This is a genomic window from Pseudomonas sp. CAM1A (assembly GCF_047501685.1).
GTDB lineage: Bacteria > Pseudomonadota > Gammaproteobacteria > Pseudomonadales > Pseudomonadaceae > Aquipseudomonas.
In genome coordinates this window covers 244,966-271,197 of sequence record NZ_JBFNXP010000002.1, presented here as the reverse complement: position 1 = coordinate 271,197, position 26,232 = coordinate 244,966, and the positions used below count along the sequence as shown (strand labels likewise).

Annotated in this window: 31 protein-coding genes; 13 read left to right on the top strand and 18 right to left on the bottom strand. The window is 61.8% G+C overall.

Annotated features, from left to right (window positions below; all coding sequences use genetic code 11):
• Position 1 precedes the first annotated feature (1 nt).
• From ABZO33_RS04885 to ABZO33_RS04850, 8 genes are all read right to left on the bottom strand, one after another.
• The gene (locus ABZO33_RS04885) at positions 2-1,033 is read right to left on the bottom strand and encodes a major capsid protein (protein ID WP_414535061.1); all 1,032 of its coding nucleotides are present in this window, start codon (positions 1,031-1,033) and stop codon (positions 2-4) included.
• An 11-nt stretch (positions 1,034-1,044) separates the two neighbouring features.
• Positions 1,045-1,395, bottom strand: a complete 351-nt coding sequence (locus tag ABZO33_RS04880; protein WP_414535060.1) for a head decoration protein — start codon at positions 1,393-1,395, stop codon at positions 1,045-1,047.
• Positions 1,396-1,408: 13 nt separating this feature from the next.
• Entirely contained in the window at positions 1,409-2,629 is a 1,221-nt protein-coding gene (locus ABZO33_RS04875; RefSeq protein ID WP_414535059.1) for a S49 family peptidase, read from the bottom strand.
• Between the two features lie 2 nt (positions 2,630-2,631).
• Complete coding sequence (locus tag ABZO33_RS04870) at positions 2,632-4,239, bottom strand: phage portal protein (protein WP_414535058.1); 1,608 nt, start codon at positions 4,237-4,239, stop codon at positions 2,632-2,634.
• Positions 4,240-4,241: 2 nt separating this feature from the next.
• Positions 4,242-4,457 (bottom strand): hypothetical protein, encoded by a 216-nt coding sequence (locus ABZO33_RS04865; RefSeq protein WP_186713655.1) that lies wholly within the window; start codon positions 4,455-4,457, stop codon positions 4,242-4,244.
• A gap of 11 nt (positions 4,458-4,468) precedes the next feature.
• Positions 4,469-6,400: a phage terminase large subunit family protein gene (locus tag ABZO33_RS04860; RefSeq protein ID WP_414535057.1), complete on the bottom strand. Its 1,932-nt coding sequence runs from the start codon at positions 6,398-6,400 to the stop codon at positions 4,469-4,471.
• A 4-nt stretch (positions 6,401-6,404) separates the two neighbouring features.
• Positions 6,405-6,926: a terminase small subunit gene (locus ABZO33_RS04855; RefSeq protein WP_414535056.1), complete on the bottom strand. Its 522-nt coding sequence runs from the start codon at positions 6,924-6,926 to the stop codon at positions 6,405-6,407.
• Between the two features lie 211 nt (positions 6,927-7,137).
• Positions 7,138-7,485 (bottom strand): phage holin family protein, encoded by a 348-nt coding sequence (locus ABZO33_RS04850; RefSeq protein WP_414535055.1) that lies wholly within the window; start codon positions 7,483-7,485, stop codon positions 7,138-7,140.
• 50 nt (positions 7,486-7,535) lie between these two features.
• Here ABZO33_RS04850 and ABZO33_RS04845 point away from each other — a divergent pair, with 50 nt between their 5' ends.
• Positions 7,536-7,898, top strand: a complete 363-nt coding sequence (locus ABZO33_RS04845; protein WP_280093029.1) for a hypothetical protein — start codon at positions 7,536-7,538, stop codon at positions 7,896-7,898.
• 129 nt (positions 7,899-8,027) lie between these two features.
• On the opposite strand, the gene ABZO33_RS04840 is transcribed toward ABZO33_RS04845, so the two are convergent.
• The 6 genes from ABZO33_RS04840 to ABZO33_RS04815 form a co-directional block, all read right to left on the bottom strand.
• Positions 8,028-8,486: a hypothetical protein gene (locus ABZO33_RS04840; RefSeq protein ID WP_414535054.1), complete on the bottom strand. Its 459-nt coding sequence runs from the start codon at positions 8,484-8,486 to the stop codon at positions 8,028-8,030.
• Positions 8,487-8,495: 9 nt separating this feature from the next.
• Positions 8,496-8,870 (bottom strand): hypothetical protein, encoded by a 375-nt coding sequence (locus tag ABZO33_RS04835; protein ID WP_414535053.1) that lies wholly within the window; start codon positions 8,868-8,870, stop codon positions 8,496-8,498.
• 255 nt (positions 8,871-9,125) lie between these two features.
• Positions 9,126-11,690, bottom strand: coding sequence for a bifunctional DNA primase/polymerase (locus ABZO33_RS04830; protein WP_414535052.1), 2,565 nt, complete (start codon positions 11,688-11,690; stop codon positions 9,126-9,128).
• A complete protein-coding gene (locus ABZO33_RS04825; protein ID WP_046856368.1) occupies positions 11,687-11,890 on the bottom strand; it encodes a TraR/DksA C4-type zinc finger protein in 204 nt (67 codons plus the stop codon). Before ABZO33_RS04825 ends, ABZO33_RS04830 begins: the two co-directional genes overlap by 4 nt.
• A complete protein-coding gene (locus ABZO33_RS04820; protein WP_414535051.1) occupies positions 11,883-12,371 on the bottom strand; it encodes a phage regulatory CII family protein in 489 nt (162 codons plus the stop codon). The genes ABZO33_RS04825 and ABZO33_RS04820 overlap by 8 nt, the downstream gene beginning before the upstream one ends.
• 215 nt (positions 12,372-12,586) lie before the next feature.
• On the bottom strand, positions 12,587-12,781 hold the full coding sequence (locus ABZO33_RS04815) for a hypothetical protein (protein WP_414535050.1): 195 nt from the start codon (positions 12,779-12,781) through the stop codon (positions 12,587-12,589).
• 99 nt (positions 12,782-12,880) lie between these two features.
• Here ABZO33_RS04815 and ABZO33_RS04810 point away from each other — a divergent pair, with 99 nt between their 5' ends.
• From ABZO33_RS04810 to ABZO33_RS04770, 9 genes are all read left to right on the top strand, one after another.
• Positions 12,881-13,540: a LexA family protein gene (locus ABZO33_RS04810; RefSeq protein WP_414535049.1), complete on the top strand. Its 660-nt coding sequence runs from the start codon at positions 12,881-12,883 to the stop codon at positions 13,538-13,540.
• Between the two features lie 256 nt (positions 13,541-13,796).
• Positions 13,797-14,306: a hypothetical protein gene (locus tag ABZO33_RS04805; RefSeq protein WP_414535048.1), complete on the top strand. Its 510-nt coding sequence runs from the start codon at positions 13,797-13,799 to the stop codon at positions 14,304-14,306.
• A complete protein-coding gene (locus ABZO33_RS04800) occupies positions 14,303-14,548 on the top strand; it encodes a pyocin activator PrtN family protein (protein ID WP_414535047.1) in 246 nt (81 codons plus the stop codon). The genes ABZO33_RS04805 and ABZO33_RS04800 overlap by 4 nt, the downstream gene beginning before the upstream one ends.
• A gap of 84 nt (positions 14,549-14,632) precedes the next feature.
• Positions 14,633-15,133, top strand: coding sequence for a hypothetical protein (locus ABZO33_RS04795; RefSeq protein ID WP_414535046.1), 501 nt, complete (start codon positions 14,633-14,635; stop codon positions 15,131-15,133).
• Positions 15,130-16,935 carry a DNA cytosine methyltransferase gene (locus ABZO33_RS04790; protein ID WP_414535045.1) on the top strand — a complete coding sequence of 602 codons (1,806 nt, stop codon included), beginning with the start codon at positions 15,130-15,132 and terminating at the stop codon, positions 16,933-16,935. The genes ABZO33_RS04795 and ABZO33_RS04790 overlap by 4 nt, the downstream gene beginning before the upstream one ends.
• A complete protein-coding gene (locus ABZO33_RS04785; RefSeq protein ID WP_414535044.1) occupies positions 16,932-17,126 on the top strand; it encodes a hypothetical protein in 195 nt (64 codons plus the stop codon). The genes ABZO33_RS04790 and ABZO33_RS04785 overlap by 4 nt, the downstream gene beginning before the upstream one ends.
• A 189-nt stretch (positions 17,127-17,315) precedes the next feature.
• Positions 17,316-17,501 carry a hypothetical protein gene (locus ABZO33_RS04780; RefSeq protein ID WP_414535043.1) on the top strand — a complete coding sequence of 62 codons (186 nt, stop codon included), beginning with the start codon at positions 17,316-17,318 and terminating at the stop codon, positions 17,499-17,501.
• Complete coding sequence (locus tag ABZO33_RS04775; RefSeq protein ID WP_414535042.1) at positions 17,498-17,824, top strand: hypothetical protein; 327 nt, start codon at positions 17,498-17,500, stop codon at positions 17,822-17,824. Before ABZO33_RS04780 ends, ABZO33_RS04775 begins: the two co-directional genes overlap by 4 nt.
• On the top strand, positions 17,821-18,096 hold the full coding sequence (locus ABZO33_RS04770) for a pyocin activator PrtN family protein (RefSeq protein ID WP_414535041.1): 276 nt from the start codon (positions 17,821-17,823) through the stop codon (positions 18,094-18,096). The genes ABZO33_RS04775 and ABZO33_RS04770 overlap by 4 nt, the downstream gene beginning before the upstream one ends.
• 159 nt (positions 18,097-18,255) lie before the next feature.
• Here ABZO33_RS04770 and ABZO33_RS04765 read toward each other — a convergent pair whose 3' ends face one another.
• On the bottom strand, positions 18,256-18,969 hold the full coding sequence (locus ABZO33_RS04765; RefSeq protein ID WP_414535040.1) for a hypothetical protein: 714 nt from the start codon (positions 18,967-18,969) through the stop codon (positions 18,256-18,258).
• Positions 18,970-19,070: 101 nt separating this feature from the next.
• On the bottom strand, positions 19,071-20,192 hold the full coding sequence (locus ABZO33_RS04760) for a site-specific integrase (RefSeq protein ID WP_414535039.1): 1,122 nt from the start codon (positions 20,190-20,192) through the stop codon (positions 19,071-19,073).
• Between the two features lie 104 nt (positions 20,193-20,296).
• On the opposite strand from ABZO33_RS04760, the gene dusA reads away from it, so the two are divergent.
• The 3 genes from dusA to ABZO33_RS04745 all read left to right on the top strand — a co-directional run bounded on the left by dusA (position 20,297) and on the right by ABZO33_RS04745 (position 24,439).
• A complete protein-coding gene (dusA, locus tag ABZO33_RS04755; protein ID WP_414535038.1) occupies positions 20,297-21,307 on the top strand; it encodes a tRNA dihydrouridine(20/20a) synthase DusA in 1,011 nt (336 codons plus the stop codon).
• A 214-nt stretch (positions 21,308-21,521) separates the two neighbouring features.
• Positions 21,522-22,442: a transaldolase gene (gene tal, locus ABZO33_RS04750; RefSeq protein WP_414535037.1), complete on the top strand. Its 921-nt coding sequence runs from the start codon at positions 21,522-21,524 to the stop codon at positions 22,440-22,442.
• A 143-nt stretch (positions 22,443-22,585) separates the two neighbouring features.
• Positions 22,586-24,439, top strand: a complete 1,854-nt coding sequence (locus ABZO33_RS04745; RefSeq protein ID WP_414535036.1) for an alkaline phosphatase D family protein — start codon at positions 22,586-22,588, stop codon at positions 24,437-24,439.
• 28 nt (positions 24,440-24,467) lie between these two features.
• Here ABZO33_RS04745 and rssC read toward each other — a convergent pair whose 3' ends face one another.
• Together rssC and rssB are read right to left on the bottom strand one after the other, a co-directional pair.
• On the bottom strand, positions 24,468-24,950 hold the full coding sequence (gene rssC / locus ABZO33_RS04740) for an anti-sigma factor antagonist RssC (RefSeq protein ID WP_023631332.1): 483 nt from the start codon (positions 24,948-24,950) through the stop codon (positions 24,468-24,470).
• Positions 24,947-26,131 carry a two-component system response regulator RssB gene (gene rssB / locus ABZO33_RS04735; RefSeq protein ID WP_414535035.1) on the bottom strand — a complete coding sequence of 395 codons (1,185 nt, stop codon included), beginning with the start codon at positions 26,129-26,131 and terminating at the stop codon, positions 24,947-24,949. Before rssB ends, rssC begins: the two co-directional genes overlap by 4 nt.
• Between the last annotated feature and the right edge of the window lie 101 nt (positions 26,132-26,232).

The following is a 26,232-nucleotide window of genomic DNA, read 5'->3' as shown; positions in this document are numbered from 1 at the left end:
GTCACACCACCTTGGCGAAGAGGAAGCCGTTCGGCTCCAGCAGACCAGCCAACGGGGCGGCCTGCACCTTCAGCCAACGCTGGCTAGGCTCTTGGGTGACCCAGCTTTTGGGGAAGCGAGACGCCTCGACCAGACCACTCTCGATGGCTTCCATGTCCTGAATCGCCGCGTACAGCATCGCGTTGCGCGTCCCGGTAGAACCCAGGATCAAGCCACCGGCTGGCACCATGGGCTTCTCGCCGTCCTCGTCGTCCAGGTACCACTCGTCATAGGCGTAGAGGTCAATGCCCGGATCGTTGAGGTAGCCCAGGTAGGTCACCCCATCCGGCAGCAACTCGGGTTTGATCAAGCCGAGGTCGACGCGACGGTTGTTCAGTTGCTTGAGCACCGAATCGTTGTTGTGGAAGGAGTCCTGCGCTTCAGCACTCAACACCGCCACGTTGGCGGAGCGCCCCGAGTCCTTGGCAATCAGGCGACGCCACTGACGCAGGTTGCCGATCGGGTCAGAATCGCTGGTGTTCCAGCGCCCTGCGGCCAGCGTGACCTTGTGAGTGTCCTCCATGAGGAAGTCGATGGTGTCATCCACACCATCACCGACAACGCGCAGACGGCCAGTAGTCAGCACTTGAGCGCACATCCACTCTTCCCGCCGAGTGATCTCGTCGTCGAGCTCGACCAGGTCCCGGCCGAGCCGCTCGCCTGCACGCTCAAGTGGCGTGCGGGTGGAGAACGGGGTCTCGCCCGCACCACGCTTCAGGATCAACTCTGCCTGGGTTGCGCGCTTTGGCTGGATGTAGGGTGGCTTGTAAGTCGACGAACTGATGCCGCCGCGCTGCGATACGCTGCCCGGCAGGGTTGGATGAACGAACGGCGCCATCTTGCGCTTACCTTTCACGATGTCGATGGTCACCGCTTCGGTGCCGAAGGTCTCGGGATTGGCAGCGTTGAAAAAGGTGTCCATCAGGAAGCGCCGCGGCGTCGGCATCTGCTCGATGGCTTCCAGCATGGTGAGGGTGTCAAAGATGTCAGTCATGGTTGCTCCGATCAGCGAATGAAGAGGCACAGAGGTCGCAGGGCGGCCTTCGCGGCGGCCAGGGTCAAGCCCTCGCCAAAGGTGAGTTGGCTGCCAAGCACCTGGCCGGTCAGGCGGATCGGCGTGCTCTTGGTGCCGTCGGTGGTGTCGACGTCCTGGTCGAGGATCGCGCAGGGCGCCTGCGAGCCGTCCTCGGCCGCCGCCTTGCACAGCACGTACTCATGACTGGCCGTGATCTGGCCCAGTACCGCGCCACGGGTCAGCTTCTGGCCGGCGGCGATCAGGCCGGTATCCATCACGATGGGGAAGTCGCCCGCCGAAAGCTGGCTCGGCAGGTAGGAACTGCGGGTAGGGTTTGGCATTGGAACCTCCTAGTTAGCGGCGCGAGGCGCCTGCAACGATTGCGCTGACGGCGACCTTGCGCTCGCCCTCCTTGCCGCCGGCAGGTGGAGCAGTGCCGGTAACACCCTGGGCGTCGCTCTTGATGCCGGCCAGCGAGATACCGCGATCCTGCGAAGCCTTGAGCAGCGTCAGGGCCGTGACCTCTACGGACGTGCCGTCGTCGATCGCCGCACTGATCTCCTTCTCGAAGCCCTTGACGCCCAGGGCGTTGATACCCTTGATGCGGTCACGTTCGGCCGTGGTGGCCTCGGTGCGGATCGCCGCGGTGTCGACCTGCTCGGCCTGGGCGATCTCGATGGTGTTGGGGTCAGTGCCCGCTGCAATCGCGGTGCGCAGCTCTGCCGTGGTCTTGACGGTGGTCATGGTGTGTATCCTTGGGGAGTTGATGGCCGGCTTGGCCAGTTCGGTGATCAGGGATTCCAGCGAGCCCGTACGGTGGGCCAGGCCGTGCTTGACGGCGTCCGCACCGACGCGGATGCCGCCGTGATCGCCCATCTCGGGCACCTTCTCGGCAGACACGCCGAGGTTGCGGGCAACCTTGCCCACGAAGACTTCGGCCATTGCGTCGATGGTCTCGCCTACCTTCGCGCGCCCTTCTTCGGTACCAAGGTCAGGGCGCTTGTTCGGCGCGTTGCGGCTGACAATCTGGTAGCGGGCTCGCCCGGCCTTCTTGTCGTCCTCGACCACAGCCTCGACGACGACGCCAATGCTGCCGGCCAAGCTGGCCTCATCAATGACGATCTCGCCTGCCGCCGAGGCGATCCAGTAGGCCGCGCTCGCGCCCATCCCACCGATGTAAGCCACGATGCGCTTGCGGGCGCGGCCCGCGTAGATCATCTCGGCGAGCTCGTTGATGCCCGAGGCGACGCCACCAGGGCTGTCGATGTTCAGCACGATGGACTTGACCTTGGGGTCGTCCAGGGCACGCTGAATGTCGGTGGCCAGGACCTGGGTGCTGGTGGCACCGCTGATTTCGGTGAACAGGTTGGCGTAGCGGAAGATCGGCCCGGTGACCGGTACCACCGCCACGTTGCCGCGCATGGTGACGCGCCGGGTTTCTTCCAGCCGCTCGCCGCGCTTGGTCGCCAGCGCCACCGGATCGCCCATGCGGTCGGAGATGGTCAGCAGGTTGTCCAAGGCGTCGGGCAGCATCAGCCAGGGCTGCGAGGCAGCCAGCTCAAGTGCTCGAGGCATTTCTATTCCTCTTTGGGTTCGGGATCTGGCGTGTTTTCAAGGCCGCCCTTGGGCAACGCCTGCATGTTGTGCTGTCGGCGGTACGCGACTTCGCGGGTACGCTGACGGATCACCTGCTGCCAGGGCTCGCCGGTCATGGCCGCCGTCTCCAGCGTTTCGTTGCTGACGCCGATCTCGATGCGCTTGCCGGCGGCGTTGGCCTCCTTCAGCTCGTCGATCGCGCCCCGCGCCGGACCAATCCACAGGGCCTGGCAATACGCCTTGCGCTTGGCGGGCTCGCTGTACCCAGGCAGGTCAATCAGCCCCCTGGCCACGGCTTCATCGATAATCAGCTCGCGGCTTGGCTGGCAGAAGTCGCAGGCCAGCCACCAGCGGCGCAGGCTGTAGAACCGCCAGGCCTGGAGCATGGCGGCGCGGGCGGCGCTGTAGCTGCTGCTGTAGTGCAACAGCAGCTCCTCCAGCGGCAGCTCCAGCGCGGCCCCGATCTCCTTCACCACCGCGGTGAAGAACGGGTCGAACTGAGCGTTGGGCCGGCTGGGGTTGGCCACCATCGGCTCTTCACCCACACCGAGGTCGACAATGGCGCCCTCGCCCAGGGCGAGCGCACCGTCGGAGGTGTCATCGCCGCCGGGCTGCTCTTCGCTGAGCGCCGACATCGGCAGGTTGCCGGGGTTGAAGCCGTCACTCTTCTTGATGAACACGGTGAACATCGCCGAGATCACCGCCGCCATCAGCTCGGCGCTGCTGTAGCGCTCCAGCTTCTGCAGCGGCTCCAGCACCGGTGACAGGTACGGTGCCCCGCGCTTCTGTCCAGGCCGCTCCTTGTCAGCCATGACATGCAGCACACGGCGCCGTCCGGTCTCCGTGCCGAACACCGGCAACCGCTCCCACTGCAGCGTCTTGCCCTGCAGGTGCTCGCCGGGGTAACCGGTGCACACGTGATACGCCACCGGCGCGCCCAGGCCGTCGAACTCGACACCCTCCACCAGGTCAACACGGTCCAGGCCGCTGTTGGGGTTGCCGACACGGTCGGACTCGATCAGTTGCAACCGCGTACTGAAGAGGCATCCGGGTCGCTCTTGGTCCGGGCTAGCGACGAATACGTCACCCGCCACCATCGACGACACCAGCACCAGGGCCTGCAGCTGGTAGTGGTTGAGCGTTGCTTCTGCATCGCACTCACGCGGGTCATCGGCATACAGCGACCACAACCGGTCCAGCTGGCCATTGAGCTGCTCGGCGTCCTCTTCGGTAATGCCCAGCGCCTCATGGTCAACCTGCGCCCGGCAGACCAGCCCCGTTCCCACCACGTTGGTGCGCAACCGCGTGATGGCCGCGCGGGCTACCAGGTGGTTGCGCATGGCATCGCGGGAGCGCGCCACCAGCGTGCGGCGCTCGCTCTGGTTGAAGTCGCGCCGTGGACTACCAAGACCAGGCAGCCAACTGGCCATGCTTCGAAGCACGCGCGACGCACCGCGCCAGCGGGTTTCAACCCCACCGCCGCCGCCCTGTGCCGAAATCTGCTGATCCTCGACCGACGCCCTGGCGACCCGAATGGCTTCGGTCATCAGCTGCTCGGCAGCCGACTCACGTTTACTGAACGGCCACATGGTCAAATCCCCACGTACGAAACGCGGTTGCGGCCACGCCCCAAGAGAGCGGCCTGCTCTCGGGCGACCTCGTCGGCGTACTGCTTTTCCAGCATCCGTAGACTGCTAAGTTCGGCCAGCTGGACCTCGCGATCCTGCCGACGCAGGCGCTGGCCATTCTTCAGGACGCGCGAGATCGCCGCCCGGACCTCTGCGAGGCGTTTTTGTGCATCAGTCATGGTGACCTCGGTTAGTGGACGCGGCTCCGCGTGCCCCGGCCGCGCGTGACAGCCCGGCGAGGAACCGGCGCCACCGCCTGTTCAGTTGTGAAGAGGGTGGGCTGCAGCAGTTGCTGCTCCAGCTGGTCCCATTCGTGATCACGCAGCAGGTGCGTCTTGAGGCTGCGAGCCGCATGCAAGGCATACACCTCGCAGTCCAGCGCTTCGTTGCGCCGGCCGGCTTTCTTCTGCCACACCATCTTGCTTGGGTTGCGCGGGTGCGGAGCCAAGACCTCGTTGGTCACCTGCTCGTAGTAGTCCGAGCGGATCTCGCTGTACCAGTGCATGCGCCCTGGTCCTGAGCCTTTGAGCTTCATCCGGCCATCGATCAGCGTCTTGGCCTTGTGGGTGCCGACGATGAACACCCGCAGCCCGTACTTCGAGGCCTTGGTGTTGTCCTGGCTGGTGTCCGCCGACTGGGCCGGCTTGGTGAAGATCTCCCGATCCCGGCTGTCGATGGAGGCGCCCTTGATCGCCATGATGTTGAAGCGCTGACGATCTCGAACGTAGGTGTACACCGCGTCGCTGGTGTTACCGTCAGAGCTGTCGATGCTCACCGCCGACACGGCGATCTGAGCGCCGCTGTCGGTCGGGATCGGTGTAGCGATCATCTTGTCCAACTCGGTCCACACCGGGTCGTGGGGATCGATAGGGTTGCCGGGCAGCTCGCCCCAGTACAACCGCCAGGACTCCTCCCCGCGCCCCCAGCCCGTGAACAGCACGGCGAGGCGATCGCCCTGGACGTCGACACCCACCGTCACCAGCAGCACACCCTTTGGCGCAGTGAGTTCGGCGTAAGGCTCGGCGCGCTTTTCCAGCTCGTCGGTCTTGGGCGCGTCGCTCTTGTACTCGTAACTCTCACCCATCGAGCTGTTGGTGAAGGCGATCATCGGGCCGATGTTCCCTTGCCGCTGGGCGTACTCAGCCTGCAGCTTCTTCTCCATCAGCACTTCGAAGCGGGAGCCGGGGAACGTGGCGTACAGCTCGTTGATGATGTAGCCGGCAATGCCGCGGAACTCGGCCGTCGCCTCCCAGCGGCAGCGAGGGTCGCCCAGGTTGGCGTTCTTTTGGTGGTCATCCCAGATCTCGCCGCAGTGCGGGCAGGCGTAGTACGCCGTCTCCGGGCGCCGCTTGCCGTACACCTCGTGGAAGTAGTGCTGGTCTTCGTCGCAGTGCAAATGCTCGAAGCTAGGCGTGTGCAGCTGTCCGCAACCATGGCAGGGGATCAGGCCAACGCGCTTGTCTGACAGCTCAAGCTCAGCGTCGATCGCCGACAGGCCCTTGATGGTGGGCGTGCCGCCGATGATGATCTTCGACCGCAAGAACGTCTTCAGACGTTCCTTGGCGAGCTTGATACTGTCCCCCTGCCCCCGCAGGTTCAGGTTGCAGTCGTCGGGTTCTTCGATGGCAACCCGTGGCACCGGTGTCGACTTCACACTGGCCGGGCTGTTGGAGCCGACCATCTTTAGGAACCCGCCAGGAAACCGCTTGAAGTCCTGCCGCTGCTGCAGTTTGCGGCTGCGAAGGTCGACCTTTTTGCGCAGGCGCTTGGTGGCCTGGATCATCGGTTCGAGCTTTTCGGCCACGTACTGCTTGGCCGCTTCTGCCTTGGGGAACAGGACCAGAATGGGTGACGGATCGAGATCGATCCACTTGCCCAGGGCGTTCCCCAGCACGCCCGACGTCCAGGCCACCTGGGCCGACTTACGCGCCACAATCTCGGTGACGTTTGGATCATCCAGCGCCTCGAGCGGGCCGCCTGGCCAGATCAGGTGTGGCGTTTTGTCGAATCGGTATTTACCTGGTGCCGCCGACTCCTCGGGGGCCAGCCAGCGGAACCGGTCAGCCCATTCGATGATGGACATGCGTGGCGGCGGCGCCCACTTGCGGCAGACGCGGCGCATAGCCTTACTCGCCGTCTTCTTCAGAGCCCTCCTCGTCGTCTGGCTCGTCAGGATCCCCGGCGAGATCGTCGTCCTCGTCATACGCGGACAACCTCCTCAGTATGGATTCGATGGGATCGCGGATCAGCTGGTTGTCCACCGGCACGCCGTACTTGGCGGTCAGCGTCATCGCCAGCTCATCAGGGAAGGTGTTCAGCAACTCGATCTTGGCGGCAGTGATCACCGCCTCGAAGCGCTCGACCATTTCGGCCTCGACCACCACCTCGCCCAGCTCCCGAGCCAGCGCGATCTCTTCGCGGTCGCCGCGCAGCCTGTCAAGCCGGTCCCGTGAGGACTCCTTCTTGCCGTTCAACGAGGCCTGGCGCATCAGCCATTCGATCACCGCCTGGGTGTCGTACTGGTTTTCGTTGCCGCGCCCCACGCCAAACTCGTTCACCGGCATGCCCTCGTTCTGCCATCGGCTCAGAGTGCGTTCATCCCGCCCGACGATCTCGCTCAGCTCAAGCTTGCTGACTGTCTTCCCCATCGCTAAGCCCTTGAAAAGACGGACATCCCTGCCAGATTTCCAGCTGCAGGGAAACCGCGAGTCTGCGCACCCGTGTAGGGGGCGGCCCAGGGGGAGGACCCAGAATTCACCAACCCCCACCCCTGCCCGCCGGCTCGTCGGCGCGGGTTCCCGGTCCCGTACCCCGGCCATATCGCCAGGGTCCCCGGCCCCACGCAGGATTCCGGGCGGGTCACTGGCCCGCCTCGGTGCCAGCTGGCGGCACCTGCGCCAGACCCAGCCGCTTGGCGGCCCAGCGTTCGTACAGGTTGATCGCAACATCGGCGCCGGCCATCGCGGTTAGGCAACCAACCGCTGCCGCCGCCCACACCGAAACCCCGAGGGCGTACAGCAGCATGTTTGCCGACAAGCCGCAGGTCACACAAGCACCCGAGCGTAGCGCGAGCCGGCGCATTAGCCCCCAGCCGCGTGCGCCCGCCTTGTCTGCGCGCCACATCTCACCGGACACCCCGCCTACCAAGGACAGCACTATCACCATCCAGATGGGCATCTCTACTAACGTTTGTTGCTCACTTGTCATGCGAGGCTCCAAAATCCTGCTGTTATCAATAAGTTCGATGAGGTGGTGCGATGGATAGCTTTCTAACTGTACTCAGCACACTGGGCTCGATCGGTGGAGTGTTTGGACCCCTGATCGCATGGGTAGCACTGAAGCCTGAGCAACGCGTGGAACTGCGCAAAATCTTAAAAAGGCTTTGGGAGCACTCAACCAAGATCCTCCCCGTGCTCCTCGCAGCCTTCACCGCGGGAATGAACATTTGGGAAATTTACGCATTCGGAAAATTGGACACAGCACCAACTAGGCAGGACATACTTGTTCTACTGATGAATATCTGGAACGCGGCCTCATACTTCTTTTTCGGCATGGTCCTATTCGTTTATTGGCTCAAGGACGTTATAAAAAAGGATTTCCCATTCCAAGCGCAGACTTGAAATGAAGAACCCCACCTGAGGTGGGGTTCTGACTTAGCGCCTAAGCACACTTTTCATATCGTGGCGTCTTTTTACCCCCGACCGGAAAAACCGAAAAGAGGCAATTTTCGGTACGTCACAATGTGGGCGCTATGTAGCATCAATGTTGCACGCATGTTGCATTGGCACCCGACGAACGGTATGGCTTCGATCTGGGCCAGATCGCGCCGCCAGGATCCCTTGCACCTGCAGATGCATCGCTTTAACCCAGTTGCGATAGGTACGGTCCGCATCTTCGGCCAAACCTACCTGGCGCATCTGCTCTCGGACGGGCGCTTCATGCAGATAGCGAAATACCGCCAGTCGAGCCAATACCTTGCCACGCTTGTCGCGCCGTTCCAGTTCGGCCACAGCGGCATCGACTTCAGCCGCCGCATGATCAAGCCCAGCACCTGCGACCAAGATGCTGGAGCCTGAAGCTCCACCGCGCGGTGCGACGCCCTTCCACTCCATGATGCTGCCCATCTGGCTGCCCAAGCCGGAACCCAGTCCGACACGTGCGCGCTGTTCCGCCCAATGGCGCATCAACATCTCGACGTCAGCAAGCATAAGTGCCCCTCAGCTCCGGCGACCGGAAAGTCTCTCCGCTTCAACTTCGTTTTTCAGGGCGGCGTTGCGATTACACATCGGCTCCAGCATCGCGATGACGGCCAAGTAGTCAGGCAGGTGATCGCCAACCAGGATGTAGTCAATCACGTCATCATGGGCTTGAACGTCGAAGACATGTAGAACCCCTGGCAGTTGTTTGAAGGAGGTGTCAGCCGAGCGCTGGTAGTGGCGGTACACATCCTTCGCATCATCCCAGAGATGAAAGCCCATGGTCTTCAAGTAATCGTCGCCATCGCAGATGTTTCCCCACTGCTGTCCCGAGTACAGCTCCATCTCCTCAGCAACACGTTTCAGTTGTCCATTCTCTACGGTGTAAACAGCCATTTTTAGCCTTCCTACGCTTATGGTTGATGTCGGATCATTTGTCTGAATTCTGTCGGAATGATTAATCCCTTTAAATTCAATAAATTAGCATCTAATTCAGACAATCAGACAGGTATTTTGAGAAAGCCTTACGTATGGGAGCGCGCGCACGCGCACATGAGGATTCTCAAAAAGTCTGTCTGATTGTCGGAATGCCCGATTTCATTGGGCGAAGCACTGTCGGAACGTTGTCGGAATAGTGTCGGATTGTCGGAATCAAAAAGGTCCCGGCGGTGGCAATACGGGGCGGTCGAAAGCCGTCGTAAATTTACGGCATTCCAGCCCGGCCTTGCCAGCCCAATCGCGCCCTAGCTCGCCCTTCTCCGCCAAGAATGATGGCGTGACATAAATCCGCTTGGTGATGAACTGATCCCCCTTCGTGGGGTACCGAATGTCGGTGCGTGCCTGTTTCAAATCCCTCACAGCCTCCTGCGTGAAGTCGCGCTGTCGGCGCTTGAACTCGTTCGCGCCATCACACCACTTACAGAACGCGCGCCACAAGTCATCTTGAGTAACAGCATTCGTCACTGGGAACTCTGTCTCCCCGGCGAGCCATCGGCGCACGAAATATCGTGGCGCGGGAAGGCTGCCATCAATCAGTCCCTGCTTTTCCTCATTGAGTGGAGGCTTGGTATGAGGGTTGAAGTCCGTCAAATCTAGGCTCATCAGGTATTCATAGAACGCCGAGATACCGCCTGTCTCGATCTCGCTCACCAATGCCTCGAAGTACTCCTTAGGTGGCACCCGGTCTACATACAGCACCAGGTACCGACGATCCCCATCATCCAATGCCAATGGTACCGTGGAGTTTGAAAGAAACACGAAATTGAGGTGATTCTTCTCTTCCCTCACCGGCATGTTCTTCTCGTTGATCTGTAGTGTCTCCCCGGTGACCAGGTGCTTCAGCACTCCCTTGTAGTGCCGCATTTCTTCACGGCTTACCACCTCTTCAGCCAGCGCGAACAGCTTGCGGCTCTGCCAGCCCGTGAACTGACTTTCCAACTGCGCCTGCCCGATGGTGGTGCCGTACGCGCCATAGATCTCCCGCACCACCTTTTCCCACAGCAGGCTTTTACCAGGCCCTTCGGCCCCGAACATCACCACGGCTGTCGCCATCTTCGCGCCAGGGTTCTGAAGCGGATAGGCAATCCACTTCAACAAAAAACGGTACTCATCCGCGCGGTTGTTACACAGCAGCCCCAAGTGTTTGAGAATGCGTTGGCATCCCTCTTGGCCGCGCTCATCCCGCTCTGCATGAAACCCATCGAACAGGTTCAACATCATCGGGTTGCAGGTCTCAGTCGGGTCAAAGACCACGTCCTGCGCCATCCGGCGATGCTCACTCTCTTGCCACCACTTGTACGTGGTCCGCCCTACCGCCTCTCGAATGGCAGACAGCTTGATCATCCGTCCCCGGGCGCAATCCCAGGCAACGTCTGAGCCATAGATCACCACGAAGTCGCGCAGCAACTCCTGCTCGCTGATTCGAAAGCCCCCCGAGCCCCCAGGTGTGTGTGAGCCAGCCTGAAAATCATCATCCGGCCACTCTCGAGAAGGGGCGTGGGGAAGAGATTCAGAATCTGCAGCGACAGACACAGGCACGGATCCACTTTCAGGTGCCGCCTGCTCACCGGAAGGGGCGCGGGGAGGGCCGCTGGGCACCATCCTCGCCTCTCCCAACGGTGGCGGCAAAGGTGCCCGGGACTGCCCCCCCAGGCCGAGCTGCCGTGCCGCTTCCTTGGTAGCAGCACGAACGTCACCCCCATGTTCAAGGATGCAGTACACGTCGAAAGCATCGTTCTTGTGACCGTTCGCCAGCGGGTCGGAGGTGTGGTGCGAGTAGAGCTTGTCCTCGTTGATTGTCACCCCGGGCATCCCCGAGCTGCTGTGCGGGCTTAACCACTTCCCGTCGATGCGCTTGTAGCCATGCGCCTCGATCATCGTGGCGATGTCATGGATGCGGTTGAATTCCGGGATGACCTCGGGGAGCTTGTCACCAGAGCGAGCAACAGCTGGTGAGGGCCTTGGCGTTGGGCGAGCCGCGGGCATAGCCGGCTTCGGCCTCCACGGGCAGACGGCCTCCCCTTTGGGCTTGAACTCGTCCCAGCCCTGCCAGATCGCCAGCAGCTCGGGCGGGAGCTCCGGCAAGCCGCCAGCGTCTGGCGCAGTGCGCCATGTGTAGGGCTTACCCGTGCCAGGGTGGATGGAAGGCGGCAGCACATCTTGTACCAGGCCGCCCCGCAACTCAAAGACGGTCACTTTCTTGAAGGGCTCAGCCGCCAATCGGAAAGCCGCTTCGCGGTCGGCATCTTCCGCGTCTACCGCTGCTTGGACCTGCGCCATTAGCCCTTTGTAGATGGTGCCATCGGGGTCGTTCTTGTTGGGCCAAACCAGGGCGTGGCGACTCAGTTCCACACCCTCGGGGACGCGGAACATCACACGGAAACGTTCAGGGTTACCCACGGAGGTCGGGTATGCGTCTGCAAGGGCGTCAACGTCGAGCCCCAGCGTCTGCTGCATGACCTGCCGCGTCAGTTCGACGTCATCAACGTCCAACGAGCAGACGCGACTAGGCCCGAGCACCACCCCAAGATTGTGACTCGGGCGCTTCGCCCAGAACGCCTCGGCATCATCGGCGACAGTGAAGTAGCGACCGGGCTGGTTCCAACCCTTACCCTTCGGCCCCTTCTCACCTGGCTCGATCGGAACCAGGGCCAAGTTGAAGGTTTCAATGTAACGCCGCGCCCAATCAGCTGTGGTAGGAGTTGGGCGCCCGCTCATCTCCGGCGCTCCCGCAACCCCTGGCAGTCGACGCAGGTTTCGCAACCCGCGACCGACTGCTGACGGGCCAACGGAATCGGCTCGTCGCAATCCTCACAGAACTGCGCGCTCGGCTTTTCAGGAAGGCGCGCAAGGCGCTGCAACGACAGCTGCAGGAAGTACTCAGCATGATCGTTGGCGAAATCAACGGCGTCAGCCATGAGCTTCGTCCTCCATGGCCTGGCGAGCGCCCGCCATGATCGCGAGCACCTGGCGGATCACGTCCATCCCACGTTTCTCAAGATCCACCACCTCGGCAAGCGTCCATATGTTGTCGGCTGCACCGTCGTGGAGACTGCCCACGAACTGACTGGACTCATCCAAGAGTTTGGCTACAGCTTGCAGCGCTTCGTTGGTGGCTGGCACCGGCTCTGGCCGGTACCAGACCGCCCCCGCCGGACGAACCAGGGCATCCAGCAGCCGCGGGTCTGAGGTCCACTGAACGATTTCTTCCAGCTCATCAGGGGTCGGCCAGCGGCGCTCCTCATTGTGGTGGAGCTTCTTCTGCAGCGTGTCCACCTCCAGGCCCATGTCGAAGGCCAACCTGGTGATACCGCCGTGATAGTCACGACCTGCGCGGTAGAGCGCCTGTCGCAATGTGAGGACCGGACCTGCGCCCGGCAATAGATCAATTCGACTCATAACCGTAAATCCTCGGTTTACGGCCTAGTCACAGGGTTAGGTAAGACCTATCCTACGACCACGACCTGTGTGCTGTGCCTTGCGTGCTGTGCGGGCATGGCATGCGGTAATAGTCGTCCGGCTTCACTTGTGAGAGAGGGTGCCGGACGACGAGAGTGATAGTGCTTTGCGCTGTCATAGCTGGGCCGGGAGGTGAGAGTCCTGGCTCAGCGTTCTTACTTCTGCTTACCTCTGGCCATCTGCATCTGTTCCTCGCAGAACAGTTCGATTGCCTTACCTACCTCGTAGCGGACCGCCGCCCCTCTTGTCGCCCTGTAAATAGTTGGCTGGGTTGTCCCCACCCGCTCAGCAATCGCGCGCTGGGAAAACCCCAGGTCGATCAGCTGTTGAAGCATCTGTTGAATAGTCATGACGCCCACCGATGCGTTAGCGAATTGAAATCATAATACCCAAGCGAATTGACGCAGGCAATACAATTCCAATACGTTAACGAATCAGAGCTTTAAGCCGTGATAGGAAACCGCGTCGCACAGCGTATGCAGGAACTGAGATGGTCTGAAGGGGAACTAGGCAGGAGATCAGGGGTGCCACAACCCACGATCCACCGGATCCTGACGGGTGTTTCTGCCAGCCCACGTCAAGCTAACGTGGAAAAGCTAGCAAAAGCCCTCGGGGTCACTACCGAATGGCTCTGGAAAGGCGGGGATGACCCAACGCTGGCACCTGGCCAGCATTCAAATGTTGAGCTGGGCCCAAGGGTTCGCGGCTTCGTTCCATTGATTTCCTGGGTACAGGCTGGTGCCTGGTGCGAGATGCAGGACGATCTGGAACTGCAGAGCGTAGAGACTTGGCTTCCTTGCGCTGTTTCCCACAGCAGCTCTACTTTCGCACTCCGCGTACGCGGGCTGTCAATGTTCAATCCCCATGAGCGCCGATCTTTTAGGGACGGGGATATCATTTTCGTAGACCCCGCAAAGGAGTACGACAACGGCTCCTTAGTCATTGCCAAGCTACCTGATAGCAAGGAAGCTACGTTCAAACAGCTCGTGATCGAAGGGCAGCGACAATTCCTCAAGCCTCTCAACCCTGCCTGGCCTGACCCAATAATTGAGTTACCTGACGACGCAATGATCTGTGGCGTCGTTGTCTCAAAAGTCGAGATTTTCTAGGCGTCTTCGAACAATTCAATACGTTTATGTATTGACCCTCAAAATTCGTTTGAGTATTGTCTGAGCCACACCCTCTCTCTCACTGAGGTTCAGACATGCCAAACGCACAGCACACTCCATCGTGCAAGGTCTACTTGCACCCGATGACCTGCAACCGCCCCTCCCAAGTGGCGGCATTCCAGCTCCGCACAGGCCTTCAAATCGTTGCCACTCCCCGTGGTAACGCTCAAGCCGTTCCCGCGACTGGGGGTGCTGAATGAGCGAGTTCACTATCCCCCTGCGTCGGATTATGGTGCTTGAGCGCACCTTGGAGCATGGCGGTACCGCGACCTGCAAACTGCAACGCCCCGAGACGTCGCTGGATGCCCTCGTCTATGTCGAGAACGACAGCACAACTCACCACATCAAAGTGACGATGGGGCCGCTTGTCAGCTCTCTGTCCCTCCCACGCAGGCTGGCCACCAAGTGCCAGTCATTGCGCGATTTCCTGCAAGACCTGGCCAATGGCCGGGCTGACTCTGGCGCGATGTCAGAAGAGGCCCTCGCCCTGCTGGAGGCGCAAGACAGCGTGAATGAGGTCCTGCTCGCCGGCCAGATAGCGTATGTGATCAGCACCGTTAACCGAGCGTTGCCCTTTGGAGCCGTTGTGACCAACGATCAGGGTGAGGTGTGCGCAGCGGTTACTGCCCCAAACAAACAGCAACTCGCCGTCTCCCTGCGCGCAAAACTCCAGCCCGGCCATGAGGGTCTTGGGGAGCTCATATGAGCACCTTGGATCAGCTGCGAAGCGAGTGGACGACGCCCTGCCCTACGTTGAGCGCCGTGCGAGAGCGCTACTTCCCACACATCGGTTCTGACCGCCGTTTCAGGGCTTTGGTCAACAAGGGGGCGATACCACTAAAGCTGACAAAGCTGCACAACTCAGCGAAGGCACCCCACGTGATCTACCTGCACGACCTCGCTCACTACCTCGACCGCCAGGCGGAACAATCCTCGCAAATCGCGTGACCTAGGCGGCCCCGGCCAACAGGGGCGCATAGCCCGCCACCGGCTCTCAACCCCACGGTGGCGGGTTCACTTGGAGCACAGCACATGCAACCGCACCAACTAGTCCTCGCCATGGGCATCCTTTGGCTTATCACCTTGATCGTCGCGCCATACCTGTTCTCGAAGGCCCGCAGCCGCTCCTTCAGCCGTGGCGTGGAGATCGGCAAAGAACACCATAGAGTCGACCTGAAGCTGCAGCTCAAGGCCCTCCGAGATGAACTGGACGAAACCCGCATCCAGACCGAGGAAGATCAGCGCAGACATCATCTGGCCGTGGCCTCGCTCAAGCGGACCATCACCGAACTCGAAGAGCGGATCATGTCCTACACCGGCATGCCCGTGACCAGGGCCGACTACGACCTAATGATCAGCGCTGTCGAGACGCTGGCCCTGGCTGAGAGAACGTGGAAGGTCGTCCAGGGAACTGAGCCATGGTGCAAACGGGCCCTGCAGCAGCGGCATGACATCCAGGCTCTCGCAGTGCGCGCACACCATCAACTGCGTAGCACACCGGCCAGCGCCGCAACAGCGGGGGCTGCAGCATGACCTTACGCAAGCACACACTGAAGCACTTCCACATGTGCTGCGGCCTGGGCGGGGGCGCGAAGGGGTTCAATCGGTCCAAGCCTATCGTTGGCAACCTGCAGGCCGACTGGCAGTGCATCGGCGGCGTCGACGTTGACCCAGCCGGCCTGGCCGACTTCGAGCGCCTTTCGGGCGTCAAGGGCACTCTGATCGACTTGTTCACCCGCGACCAGTACATCCGCTTCCACGGCAAAGAGCCGCCATCAGGGTGGCGCGAAGCCACGCCGGAAGACATCCGTCGCGCAGCTGGTGGCCAGCGCCCCGACGCAGTTTTTATAAGCTCCCCGTGCAAGGGCGCTAGCGGGCTACTCTCGGAAACGATGAGCCAGACACCTCGCTACCAAGCTCTCAACGAGCTGACCCTGCGCTGCATCTGGCTGTTCTGCGAAGCGTGGGCCGACGACCCAGTACCGCTCCTGGTGTTCGAGAACGTTCCGCGCCTCGCCACCCGTGGTCGGCACCTGCTGGATCAGATCAACAGCCTCCTGGCCCAGTTCGGTTACGCCGTCGCCGAGACCACCCATGACTGCGGCGTTATCGGCGGGCTGGCCCAGAGCCGCAAGCGGTTCCTGCTGGTGGCCCGTCACGTCGAGAAGGTCCCTCCGTTCCTATACGAGCCAGAGAAGAAAAGCCTGCGCGCGGTGGGCGATATCCTTGGGCGCATGCCACTGGCCGGCGACATCGAGGCCGCCGGCCCCATGCACCGGGTTCCCGCACTGCAGTGGAAGACCTGGGTACGCCTCGCCCTGGTCGAGGCCGGCAAAGACTGGCGCAGCCTTAACGACCTCGCGATCGAGGATGGCTACCTTCGCGACTTTGTAATCGTCCCCGAAGCCTACGCAGGCTATTTAGGCGTGAACGACTGGCAGAAAGCCGTGGGGACTGTCGCTGGAAAGTCTAATCCAACGAACGGCGCATTCTCGATCGCGGATCCTCGCGCTCAAGCCGGCGCCCTGCAGTACCAACAGTACGGGGTGCGCCGCTGGGAAGACACAAGCGGCGCGGTAATCGGGGTCAAGAGCCCAGGGCAAGGGACGTTCAGCGTGGCTGACCCACGACGAGCAGGCGGCGGCTTCGGCAAGTATCAGGTCACCCCTTTCACCAGCCCAGCCAACACTGTGATTGCTGGGAGCACCACCGGCCAAGGCGCCTTTGCGGTACAGGACCCGAGGTACCACAACTGGCACCCCGGCGCATCGAGCCGCAAGCTGAACGTGGTAGGAATGAACCAAACCGCTGGCACTGTCACCGGCTCGCAACAGGTCGCCAGCGGCGCCATGTCGATCGCCGATCCCCGACCCGGCATGCGCCGCACCAAAGGCGATGCTTACCTGACTGGAGGGCATTATGGCGTGGTGCCGTGGGACGGCCCGGCCGGCGCCGTGTCCGCCAGCGCGATGCATGACAACGGCCGCTGGAGTGTCGCCGATCCGCGCCTGCCGGCCGCCAACGAACGCCTGGCCTGCGTAATCGAATCGCTGGACGGGACATGGCACCGCCCCTTCACAACCTTCGAGCTGGCCGCCATCCAGAGCCTGGTCGACCCCGAGGAGCAGCTGGAACTGGACGGCCTGAGCGACCAAGCCTGGCGGGAGCGTATCGGCAACGCCGTCCCACCAGCTGCTGCAGAAGCCGTAGCCGATGTGATGGGGACCACCCTGTTGTTGGTCGCACAAGGGGAAACCTTTGTGCTTAGCAGCATGCCGATTTGGGTACGCCCCATCGCCGTAGGTCTGAGCGTTGCTCAGCGGGAGGCCGCATGAGCACACCTCGCAACAACGACGCAGCGACTGACTCCGAGCAAACCGCAGTCGCTTGGCTCGGCCAGGCCGGGCTTTACCGCACTCGATTGGAAGCCTTGCAGAACGGCGAACAGCACCTCGAACCAGTTTCCGCCGACGTGCTATTCGAACTTGCTCGTAACCACGTTCGCGAGGGCCACATCCATGCCTAGTCCAACCCGCACCTGGCAGCTGATCAGCCTGATTATGGCCTGCGCGCTGATCGCCACCCTAATCCAGCTCCACTGGTCAGCCCCTGTTAACCCCCAGAAAGGCACGTTACCGACTGTCTACAGAAACACCGGCTACGAGCACCTGGCCCTGAGCCCGAACGCACGCCGCGCCCAAGAGAGGTATTCGCTGTGACCACCCCACAGACCTACACCCCGACCATCCGGACGCGCCAAGGCATGCAGCCCATGATGCGGCCCGCTATGTCGTTCATCTGCGACATCTGCGGCAAGGCTCGCGTGAAGGGTAACCACGACCAGTGCTCCAAGACCCGCCAGGCAGCTGGCTTCATCATCAGCCGGAGGGCTACGGCATGACCATCGATCTCACCAATCTGAAGGCGCTTGCCACCGCTGCCGCCGCCAACCAATACGACGCCGTAGCCCTGAATGACTACGGAACTGCGGTACCGCCCGCGACGGTGTTGAGCTGGATCGCCGATATCGAGCGCCACCGACTGATGAACGCTGAGGGCTGCAAGCCCGACAGCAACATCCTGCTTTCCGGCCTCCCATGCGCCGGTGCAGCGTCTTTCCGCAGCCTCGATAAAGCGGAGGGCTTCAAGCCCGACCTCAACACTCGACCTAGAGCCCAAGCTATAGATTCCCTAATCCAAATAGGCCAGGAGTACACAGCATGAATACTGCCTTCGTGCTGTTGGCACAGTACAATGGCTTGGCGATCATCTCGCTTGAACAAGTCTGCGCCGACTACTTCACACACCTGACACCCCTGGTGTTCCAGCGTAAGGTTCTGGCCGGAGAGATCAAACTGCCTATCACACGACTTGAACCGAGCCAGAAGAGCGCCCGAGGGATTCATATCGCCGATCTGGCGCTGTACTTAGATCAGCAGCGGGATGCTGCGCGCAAAGAGTGTATGCAATTGAATAAGACGCTACGGGCAGGCTAACTGGGAAATTCTTCTCTTGATCCGTGATGTCGCCTAGACTCATCGTTGTGCTTACTCGGACCAGACGACAGCATTCATTTTGATGCCTATCGCGTCGATGGCCGCCAGTGATAGGCGGCTATCGATCCATAGCGCATGTTCAGTGTCTACGGAAAATCATTACAACTTTAAGCCAAAACCCCAAGGGAATGGACCGATTTGTGAAGTCTGCGACACCGCTGCCCAATTAATTCTAACTTGATCGGGGGAGCTTATGAGCACGGCTTCGTCCCTATTCCAGCTAAAATTAACACCTAACAGAGGCCCTGGAATGTGCGCATCGAGCGCACCGAAGGCGATATAGTGATAAGCCCCTCGAGGCCCTTCACACCCGCTTACGAGTAGTTCGCTATGCCGTAATGACTCATCGAATGTTAATGAAAGATGATCCACCAAAACGTCAGATAGAACCATCTTCCCTAGTGGCGGGCAGTCGAAGTGCATTGCAGGAAAATCGAAGGTTGTCGCCTCATCTACAAGTGCAACAGAGAGCGTTAATAGCGAATGATTTTCATCGAACACAAGAGAAACCAAAGAGTCTGAAAAACGGTAGCCCCACCAATTTTCGGCGATTCTGTTCGGGGGACCTAATTGCTCCTTTATCCACTCCGCCGGGGCTCCCAGTTCAATTCCTGTGAATATATTTGAGGGGGTTTTTCGGGCTTGCAACAAAACGGTCGGCCTTGTCAACCTTGATCTCAAGGCGCTAATACCTTGCCGCCCCATTGCGAGCCATAGAAGTAGAGCACTGCCAAGAAACCCACCGACAGCATTAATGGCGACATCCCTTAAATGCAGAAATTCTGTTAACTCAGCAAAGGTGCTTATAGCCATATTTAGATAAGCCTAATATTTTAGCGGTAGTTAACAATGTCCTGACATCTAGCTAGGACTTAGCTTAGCTGTTAGCCTCACTCCGCATGGGGCAAGCCCAACTAGTCAGTCCTAGCACCGAGGGAAACTGGCGCCTGGATGATCCGCGCTAACCAACTCCACCCAATGTATCGATCGCCTCGGCCCCGCAGATGGGTATAACGCCGCAGCGAATTCCAGTCCCGATGACCAGAAACACTGGACACCCGTGGTATATCCCAATCCATTTCGAACAGCCTGCTCACACCCTCATGACGCAGATCGTGGAAATGCAGATCTTGGACACCGACCATCTTACATGCTTGGGACCAAGCCTTCCCGATTGAGTCACTGTTGTAAGGGAAGATCTCTGCGCACTGACGCGGCATGCTTTGCACGATTCTCCACGCCTCATCAGGGAGATGGCACCAAACATCGTTGCCAATCTTCTGCCCCGGGTTCTTCATGTCGCGCACTTTCACTGCCTGGCGGTGCTCATCAAGATCCTCCCACAAGATGCGGGCGATCTCGTCCATACGCCGGGTAGAGAAGATGGCAAACGCCGCCACCTTGGGCATGTGAATGACAGTCGGGCGCCGTGAAAGCATCTCGAAGAAATGCTCTAGCAGCTTGTCGAGTTCGTCGAGATTGGGCCTTCGATCCCGCTCACGGCTCCTCATGTTGTAACCGAGCCGCTTCAGCACGAGGCGTGCATCCGGCATGGCTTGAGGGTTGATCTCATACCCCCACGCCGCCCTGGCCAGCGACAGCACTGAGCCCAAGTGAGCAAGATCATTGCCAGCTGTCTGCGGTTTGATGTCACCACCCTCGGGGCTCATGCGCCATAAAGCATAGTCCACCAGCACCTGCTGAGAGATGTCGGAATCGACCACGTCGCCCAGGTAGCTACTTTTGATGGCCACGAGGGTCTGCCGCTTCGTCTTGCCAAGCGGCCGAGCTTTCTCAGCCTCCACCAGGTATCGGTCGATCATGTCCTTGACGGCGTGCCCACCACGATTGGCCCGCTCGATCGCTCCAGGTTCCGCCAACTCGGTCTCTCGTCGCTTCGCCCAGGCTTGAGCTGCCTGCTTGCGGGCGAACGTCTGACACTCTTGGTAGACTAGGACACCTTTTTTCTTGAGGCGGATCTGGACGGTATAGCTGACCGTTCCATCGGCCTTTTTCCTTGCTCTGATCGTTGCCATATTTTCCGGTGGTACAAGCGTGATTGGCGGTGGTACATCGTACCACTGTCACACTAAAAACGTCCGAAAACCCCGGAAAATGGTACAAAACCGTGTAGACCAGAATGCCCTTAGAAACAGCTTCAAAGCCACAAACCACGCGCCACGAGCCCTCCCGTCGCTTCTCCGTAGCGCCGATGATGGACTGGACCGACCGCCACTGCCGCTTCTTCCTGCGCCTGCTCTCCCAGCACGCCCTGCTCTACACCGAAATGGTCACCACCGGCGCCTTGCTGCACAACGACGCCCAGCGTTTCCTGCGCCATGACGAGTCCGAGCACCCGCTGGCCCTGCAGCTGGGCGGCAGCGTGCCGGCGGACCTGGCCGCCTGCGCGCGCCTGGCTGAAGCGGCGGGCTACGACGAGGTCAACCTCAACGTCGGCTGCCCCAGCGACCGGGTGCAGAACAACATGATCGGCGCCTGCCTGATGGGCCATCCGGCGCTGGTGGCCGATTGCGTCAAGGCCATGCAGGACGCGGTCGGCATTGCAGTCACGGTCAAGCACCGCATCGGCATCAACGGCCGCGACAGCTACGCCGAGCTGTGCGACTTCGTCGGCCAGGTGCGCGACGCCGGGTGCCGCAGCTTCACCGTGCATGCGCGCATCGCCATCCTCGAAGGCCTGTCGCCCAAGGAGAACCGCGAGATCCCGCCGCTGCGCTATGACGTCGCGGCGCAGCTGAAGGCCGACTTCCCGGACCTGGAGCTTGTGCTCAATGGCGGCATCAAGACCCTCGACGAATGCCGCAGCCACCTGCAGACCTTCGACGGCGTGATGCTGGGGCGCGAGGCGTACCACAACCCGTACCTGCTGGCCGAGGTCGACCAGCAGCTGTTCGGCAGCACGGCGCCGGTGGTCAGCCGGGCCGAGGCGATGGAAAAACTGCGTCCGTATATCGTCGCGCACATGGCAAGCGGCGGCGCGATGCATCACATCACCCGGCATATCCTCGGGCTGGGCCAGGGCTTCCCGGGCGCGCGGCGCTTCCGCCAGCTGCTGTCGGCAGACATTCACAAGGCCAGCGAGCCGCTGAAGGTGCTGGACCAGGCCGCCGAGCTGTTGCATGGGCGCTGAGGGAACCTGGGGCGGGCTTGGGACTCGAAGGGTTAGCCTATTCGCGGCCCCGGGCTTGATCCATCGGGGCTGCTTTGCAGCCCTTCGCGGGGCACGCCCGCTCCTGCACAGGGGCGCGTTGCCTGCGGGGGTTTCCCGATACGCCTGCGACGGGCCTTGAGTGGCTGTCGGGGCTCGGGTAATGTCGAGTCATTGCACAGGACAGAGCACGCCCATGACCTCCAAGCTGGAACAACTCAAGCAGTTCACCACCGTGGTCGCCGACACCGGTGACCTGGACGCCATCACCCGCCTCAAGCCGGTCGACGCCACCACCAACCCGTCGCTGCTGCTCAAGGCCGCCGCTATCGCCGGTTACGCCGAGCTGCTCAAGCAGGTCAAGGCCGATGCCAAGGGCAATGTCGACCTGGCCTGCGACAAGTTCGCCGTGTCGGTGGGCTCGGGCATTCTCAAGGTCATTCCGGGGCGCATCTCCACCGAGGTGGACGCGCGGCTGTCGTTCGACGAGCCGGCGCTGCTGAAAAAGGCCCGTCAGCTGATCGAGCTGTATGAAGCGGCCGGGGTGCCGAAAGACCGCGTGCTGATCAAGCTGGCCTCCACCTGGGAAGGCATCCGCGCCGCCGAGAAGCTGGAAAAGGAAGGCATCCAGACCAACCTTACCCTGCTGTTCTCCTTCGCCCAGGCCCAGGCCTGCGCCGATGCCGGGGTGTTCCTGATCTCGCCGTTCGTGGGGCGCATCTACGACTGGTACAAGAAGAGCACCGGCAAGGAGTACGTCGGCGCCGAAGATCCGGGCGTGCAGTCGGTCACGCGCATCTACGACTATTACAAGACCAACGGCTACAACACCGTGGTCATGGGCGCGAGCTTCCGCAACATCGGCCAGATCGAACAGCTGGCCGGCTGCGACCGCCTGACCATCAGCCCCGAGCTGCTGCAGCAACTGTCGGACGACCAGGGCGAACTGCCGCGCCTGCTCAAGCCGGGCAATGCCGGCGAAGCCAAGCAACAGTTGAACGAGAGCCAGTTCCGCTGGGCCATGAACGAAGACGCCATGGCCACCGAGAAGCTGGCCGAAGGCATCCGCCAGTTCGCCCGCGACCAGGAAAAGCTGGAAGCGCTGTTGGCTGGCTGACAAAGCCTGATACATCTTCGGCTTGATCGACGGGCGGTTAATGCAGAGCATTTCCGCCCGTTTTTCATTAGGGTGGCCATTCCCTGTGGGAGCGGGCTTGCCCCGCGATAGGGCCATCAGCATCACACGAACCTGAGCCATCCATGCCCGCCACCGCTTCGCTCCCCCTCGTCCTCGCCGGCCCCATCCTCCGCCGCCTGGAACCGCAACGCCTGGCCATCTGGCTGGTCGGCTCGCAACCGCTGCAACCCGAATTCCTCCTCGACCAGGCCGATATCAGCGCCACTACGCGCTGCGAGGTGATCCCGGTCGGTGTGCACGCCTTTATCCACCTGCTGGACATCCACTTCGATCAGCCGCTACCCAGCGACGCGGCCCTCGACTACGACCTGCGCCTGGCCAACGGCCAAGGCATCGCCGACTGGGCCCCGCACCTGCTCTACCCCGGCACCAGCTGCCCCAGCTTCGTGCTGCGCGAGCGCCTCGACCAGGTACTCCACGGCTCCTGTCGCAAGCCCCATCATCCGGCTGCCGACGGCCTGCTGTGCGCCGACCGCCTGCTGGCCGCCGGCCCGCGCCCCGAGGAGCGCCCCGCCGTATTGCTGATGAGCGGCGACCAGGTCTATGCCGACGATGTCGCCGGCCCCATGCTGCGCGCCATCCACGCGCTGATCGAGCGCCTGGGCCTGTTCGACGAGGCCCTCGACGGTGCCCTGGTCGACAGCGGCGCCGCGCTCTACCAGCACCCGGCCTGCTATTACCACCGCGCCGACTTGCTGCCGGCCCAGGAAGGCAACGAGACCCTGCGCGAGCGCTTCTTCGGCGGCAAGCGCAAGCCGATCTTCTCGTCCAGCAACGCCGACAACCACCTGGTGACCTTCGCCGAGGTCATGGCCATGTACCTGCTGGTATGGTCGCCGCTACCGTGGACGCTGGTGCGGATGGACATGCCGAGCGGCCTGACCGACCAGCGCCAGGCCCGCTATCAGCGCGAACTGCCGCTGATCGAGGCCTTCCGCGACGGCCTTGGCCAGGTGGCGCGGGTGCTGGCCCACCTGCCCTGCCTGATGATCTTCGACGACCACGACATCACCGACGACTGGAACCTGTCGGCGCAGTGGGAACAGACCGCCTACGGTCATCCGTTCTCGCGGCGGATCATCGGCAACGCGCTGCTCGGCTACCTGCTGTGCCAGGGTTGGGGCAACGACCCGGACGGCTGCGCGGCGCTGGTCCAACAGTGCCGACGGTTGCACGAGGCGCGGGATGAGCTGATTGGCGAACTGCTGCGCTTCCAGGGCTGGCAATACGCGCTGCCGAGCAACCCGCCGCTGCTGGTGCTGGACACCCGCACCCGGCGCTGGCGCAGTGAAAGCAACCTGGCCAAGCCCTCGGGCCTGCTCGACTGGGAGGCGCTGAGCGAGTTGCAGCAGGCGCTGCTTGATCACCCCTCGGCGATCATCGTGTCGCCGGCACCGATCTTCGGGGTCAAGCTGATCGAGACCGTGCAGCGGGTGTTCAGCGCCTTGGGCTACCCGTTGCTGGTCGATGCCGAGAACTGGATGGCGCACCGCGGCGCGGCGCAGGTGGTGCTCAATATCTTCCGCCACTCGCGCACGCCGGGGCATTACGTGGTGCTGTCGGGCGACGTGCACTACTCATTCGTCTACGAAGTGCTGATCCGCCATCGCCAGCGCAGCCCGCACTTGTGGCAGGTGACCAGCAGCGGGATCAAGAACGAGTTCCCGCGGCGCCTGCTGGATGTGCTCGACCGGCTCAACCGCTGGCTGTATTCGCCGCGCTCGCCGCTCAACTGGTTCACCAAGCGTCGGCAGATGGAAGTGGTGCCGCGTACGCCCAGCCGGAGCAAGGCCGGCGAGCGACTGTGGAACAGCGCGGGGCTGGGGCAGGCGTTCTTCGATGACCAGGGGCGGCCGGCGCGGATATATCAGTTGAATGCCGACGGTTCGCCGGCTACGGCGTTCATCAAGGACTGAAGCCATCGCGGGGCAAGCCCGCGACGGGTCAGGATCTTTCCAGCGCGCTCACCAGGTCATGGAACGCCTCGCGGTTGGAGTCGTTCAAGCCCATGAGGATCTTGTGCGCCTCCAGCACCTTGGAGCGCACCACGCTCTCGTCCTGATCCTGGGACGGCAGGTCGGTCAGGCATTCCGGGCACGGCACCGGGCGGTCAACGATGTTGAACACCTGGTCGAAGCCCATGGACTGCAGCAGCCGGGAAATGTCCGGGTTGGTGGTGACCACGGTCGGCAGCAGGCCGACCTTTTGCCGGGACAGGATCGACAGCTTGGCCAGCAGGCCCAGGGTGGTGCTGTCGATGCTTTCGGTTTCGGTCAGGTCGATGACGATGGCCGAGAAGTTCAGCGCGGTGAAGATCTTCTCGATCGTCGCATCCAGTGCCGAACACAGGGTCAGGCGCACTTCACCGACAAATTTCAGAACGAAGGTCCCGCTTTGCTCGGCGAACTGGATTCTACCAGTACTCATTCAAGGTTCCTGCTCAACACCAATAGGGCGATATCATCCGGCATCTCCCCAAGCGTAGCCAATTCGAATCGTTGGCGCAGCCCCTCCAGGCTGCCACCCGCCGCCTTGACGATTTCCGGCAAGGCAGCTTCCTTATCTTTGAGTGTGTCCCCGGGCAAAAGGTCCAGAATGCCATCGGACATCAGGGTGAGGCTGAACTGCGCTGGCAGCTCCAGCACCAGGTCCTGGTAGCTGGCCTCGTCGAACAACCCCACCGGCAGGCCGCGGCCTTCGAGGTAGCGGGCCTGCCCTGGGGTATACAGCACCGGTAGCGGCAAGTGGCCGCCGACGCTGTAGGTGAGCAGGCCGGTGTCCTCGTCGATGACCCCTCCGACCATGGTCACATGCTTGCCCAGCTTGCAGTTGATCAGGCCACGGTTGATGTGGCTGAGCACCTGCGAAGGCTTGAATTCGCGCATTTTGCCGCCACGCTTGAATTCGAACAGCAGGCGCGTGGTCATGAACTTGAGCAGCACCGTGACGAACGCCGACGAGGCACCGTGGCCGGACACGTCCGCCAGGTAGAAGGCAATGCGCCGGTCGTCCACGCGGAAGTAGTCGGCAAAATCCCCCGACAGGTACAGCGACGGGATGATCTGGTGCTCGAAAGCGAAATCGCCGGCCACCCAAGGGTTTTCCGGCAGCATGTTCATCTGCACCTGGCGCCCGGCGGTCTGGTCCTCCTGCAACAGGTGCAGGCTGGCCTCCAGCTCGCGGTTGGCGGCTTCGAGCTTCTCGCGGTAGCGCTGGTTCTCCAGCACCAGGCGCGAGCGGTCGAGCGCGCGGCGCACCGAGTGCTCGAGCACGGCCAGGTCTTCCAGGGGCTTGATCAGGTAATCCGCCGCGCCCAGGCGCAAGGCTTCGACCGCGTCGCTCATCACGCCGGCACCGGACACCACGATCACCGGCAGCTGCGGCGCGCGCTCGCTGATCCGGCGGATCAGTTCGAGGCCGCCCATCTGCGGCATGCGCAGATCGCAGATCACGAGGTCGGGCTGGTGTGCTTCGAAGACCTGGAGGCCCTGCTGGCCGTTGCCGGCCTGGAGGACGCTGAAGCCGCTGTCTTCCAGATAGGCGGCGAGGCTGGCACGGACCACCTCGTCGTCATCGATGATCAGCAGCGTTGCACTGGGTTTCTGCATGTGGGCGAACGGCGCCAGATTTGGGTTGGCGTAGCGGCTGTGGAGAACCGACAGACGGCTACTGGAATGCTCTCTAGCCACTCTCTACTTGAGTTGTAGGA

Excerpts from the sequence above, each read along its gene's own strand:
- ABZO33_RS04845 (WP_280093029.1), top strand. The coding sequence starts at position 7,536 with ATGGATAGCTTTCTAACTGTACTCAGCACACTGGGCTCGATCGGTGGA.
- ABZO33_RS04785 (WP_414535044.1), top strand. The coding sequence starts at position 16,932 with ATGAGCACACCTCGCAACAACGACGCAGCGACTGACTCCGAGCAAACC.
- rssB (WP_414535035.1), bottom strand. The coding sequence starts at position 26,131 with ATGCAGAAACCCAGTGCAACGCTGCTGATCATCGATGACGACGAGGTG.
- dusA (WP_414535038.1), top strand. The coding sequence starts at position 20,297 with ATGCCCTTAGAAACAGCTTCAAAGCCACAAACCACGCGCCACGAGCCC.
- ABZO33_RS04825 (WP_046856368.1), bottom strand. The coding sequence starts at position 11,890 with ATGGCTGACGCCGTTGATTTCGCCAACGATCATGCTGAGTACTTCCTG.
- rssC (WP_023631332.1), bottom strand. The coding sequence starts at position 24,950 with ATGAGTACTGGTAGAATCCAGTTCGCCGAGCAAAGCGGGACCTTCGTT.
- ABZO33_RS04830 (WP_414535052.1), bottom strand. The coding sequence starts at position 11,690 with ATGAGCGGGCGCCCAACTCCTACCACAGCTGATTGGGCGCGGCGTTAC.
- ABZO33_RS04855 (WP_414535056.1), bottom strand. The coding sequence starts at position 6,926 with ATGGGGAAGACAGTCAGCAAGCTTGAGCTGAGCGAGATCGTCGGGCGG.
- ABZO33_RS04760 (WP_414535039.1), bottom strand. The coding sequence starts at position 20,192 with ATGGCAACGATCAGAGCAAGGAAAAAGGCCGATGGAACGGTCAGCTAT.
- ABZO33_RS04865 (WP_186713655.1), bottom strand. The coding sequence starts at position 4,457 with ATGACTGATGCACAAAAACGCCTCGCAGAGGTCCGGGCGGCGATCTCG.
- ABZO33_RS04820 (WP_414535051.1), bottom strand. The coding sequence starts at position 12,371 with ATGAGTCGAATTGATCTATTGCCGGGCGCAGGTCCGGTCCTCACATTG.
- ABZO33_RS04790 (WP_414535045.1), top strand. The coding sequence starts at position 15,130 with ATGACCTTACGCAAGCACACACTGAAGCACTTCCACATGTGCTGCGGC.
- ABZO33_RS04835 (WP_414535053.1), bottom strand. The coding sequence starts at position 8,870 with ATGGCTGTTTACACCGTAGAGAATGGACAACTGAAACGTGTTGCTGAG.
- ABZO33_RS04850 (WP_414535055.1), bottom strand. The coding sequence starts at position 7,485 with ATGACAAGTGAGCAACAAACGTTAGTAGAGATGCCCATCTGGATGGTG.
- ABZO33_RS04880 (WP_414535060.1), bottom strand. The coding sequence starts at position 1,395 with ATGCCAAACCCTACCCGCAGTTCCTACCTGCCGAGCCAGCTTTCGGCG.
- ABZO33_RS04805 (WP_414535048.1), top strand. The coding sequence starts at position 13,797 with ATGAGCGAGTTCACTATCCCCCTGCGTCGGATTATGGTGCTTGAGCGC.
- tal (WP_414535037.1), top strand. The coding sequence starts at position 21,522 with ATGACCTCCAAGCTGGAACAACTCAAGCAGTTCACCACCGTGGTCGCC.
- ABZO33_RS04765 (WP_414535040.1), bottom strand. The coding sequence starts at position 18,969 with ATGGCTATAAGCACCTTTGCTGAGTTAACAGAATTTCTGCATTTAAGG.
- ABZO33_RS04795 (WP_414535046.1), top strand. The coding sequence starts at position 14,633 with ATGCAACCGCACCAACTAGTCCTCGCCATGGGCATCCTTTGGCTTATC.
- ABZO33_RS04875 (WP_414535059.1), bottom strand. The coding sequence starts at position 2,629 with ATGCCTCGAGCACTTGAGCTGGCTGCCTCGCAGCCCTGGCTGATGCTG.
- ABZO33_RS04815 (WP_414535050.1), bottom strand. The coding sequence starts at position 12,781 with ATGACTATTCAACAGATGCTTCAACAGCTGATCGACCTGGGGTTTTCC.
- ABZO33_RS04800 (WP_414535047.1), top strand. The coding sequence starts at position 14,303 with ATGAGCACCTTGGATCAGCTGCGAAGCGAGTGGACGACGCCCTGCCCT.
- ABZO33_RS04840 (WP_414535054.1), bottom strand. The coding sequence starts at position 8,486 with ATGCTTGCTGACGTCGAGATGTTGATGCGCCATTGGGCGGAACAGCGC.
- ABZO33_RS04775 (WP_414535042.1), top strand. The coding sequence starts at position 17,498 with ATGACCATCGATCTCACCAATCTGAAGGCGCTTGCCACCGCTGCCGCC.
- ABZO33_RS04885 (WP_414535061.1), bottom strand. The coding sequence starts at position 1,033 with ATGACTGACATCTTTGACACCCTCACCATGCTGGAAGCCATCGAGCAG.
- ABZO33_RS04870 (WP_414535058.1), bottom strand. The coding sequence starts at position 4,239 with ATGTGGCCGTTCAGTAAACGTGAGTCGGCTGCCGAGCAGCTGATGACC.
- ABZO33_RS04745 (WP_414535036.1), top strand. The coding sequence starts at position 22,586 with ATGCCCGCCACCGCTTCGCTCCCCCTCGTCCTCGCCGGCCCCATCCTC.
- ABZO33_RS04770 (WP_414535041.1), top strand. The coding sequence starts at position 17,821 with ATGAATACTGCCTTCGTGCTGTTGGCACAGTACAATGGCTTGGCGATC.
- ABZO33_RS04860 (WP_414535057.1), bottom strand. The coding sequence starts at position 6,400 with ATGCGCCGCGTCTGCCGCAAGTGGGCGCCGCCGCCACGCATGTCCATC.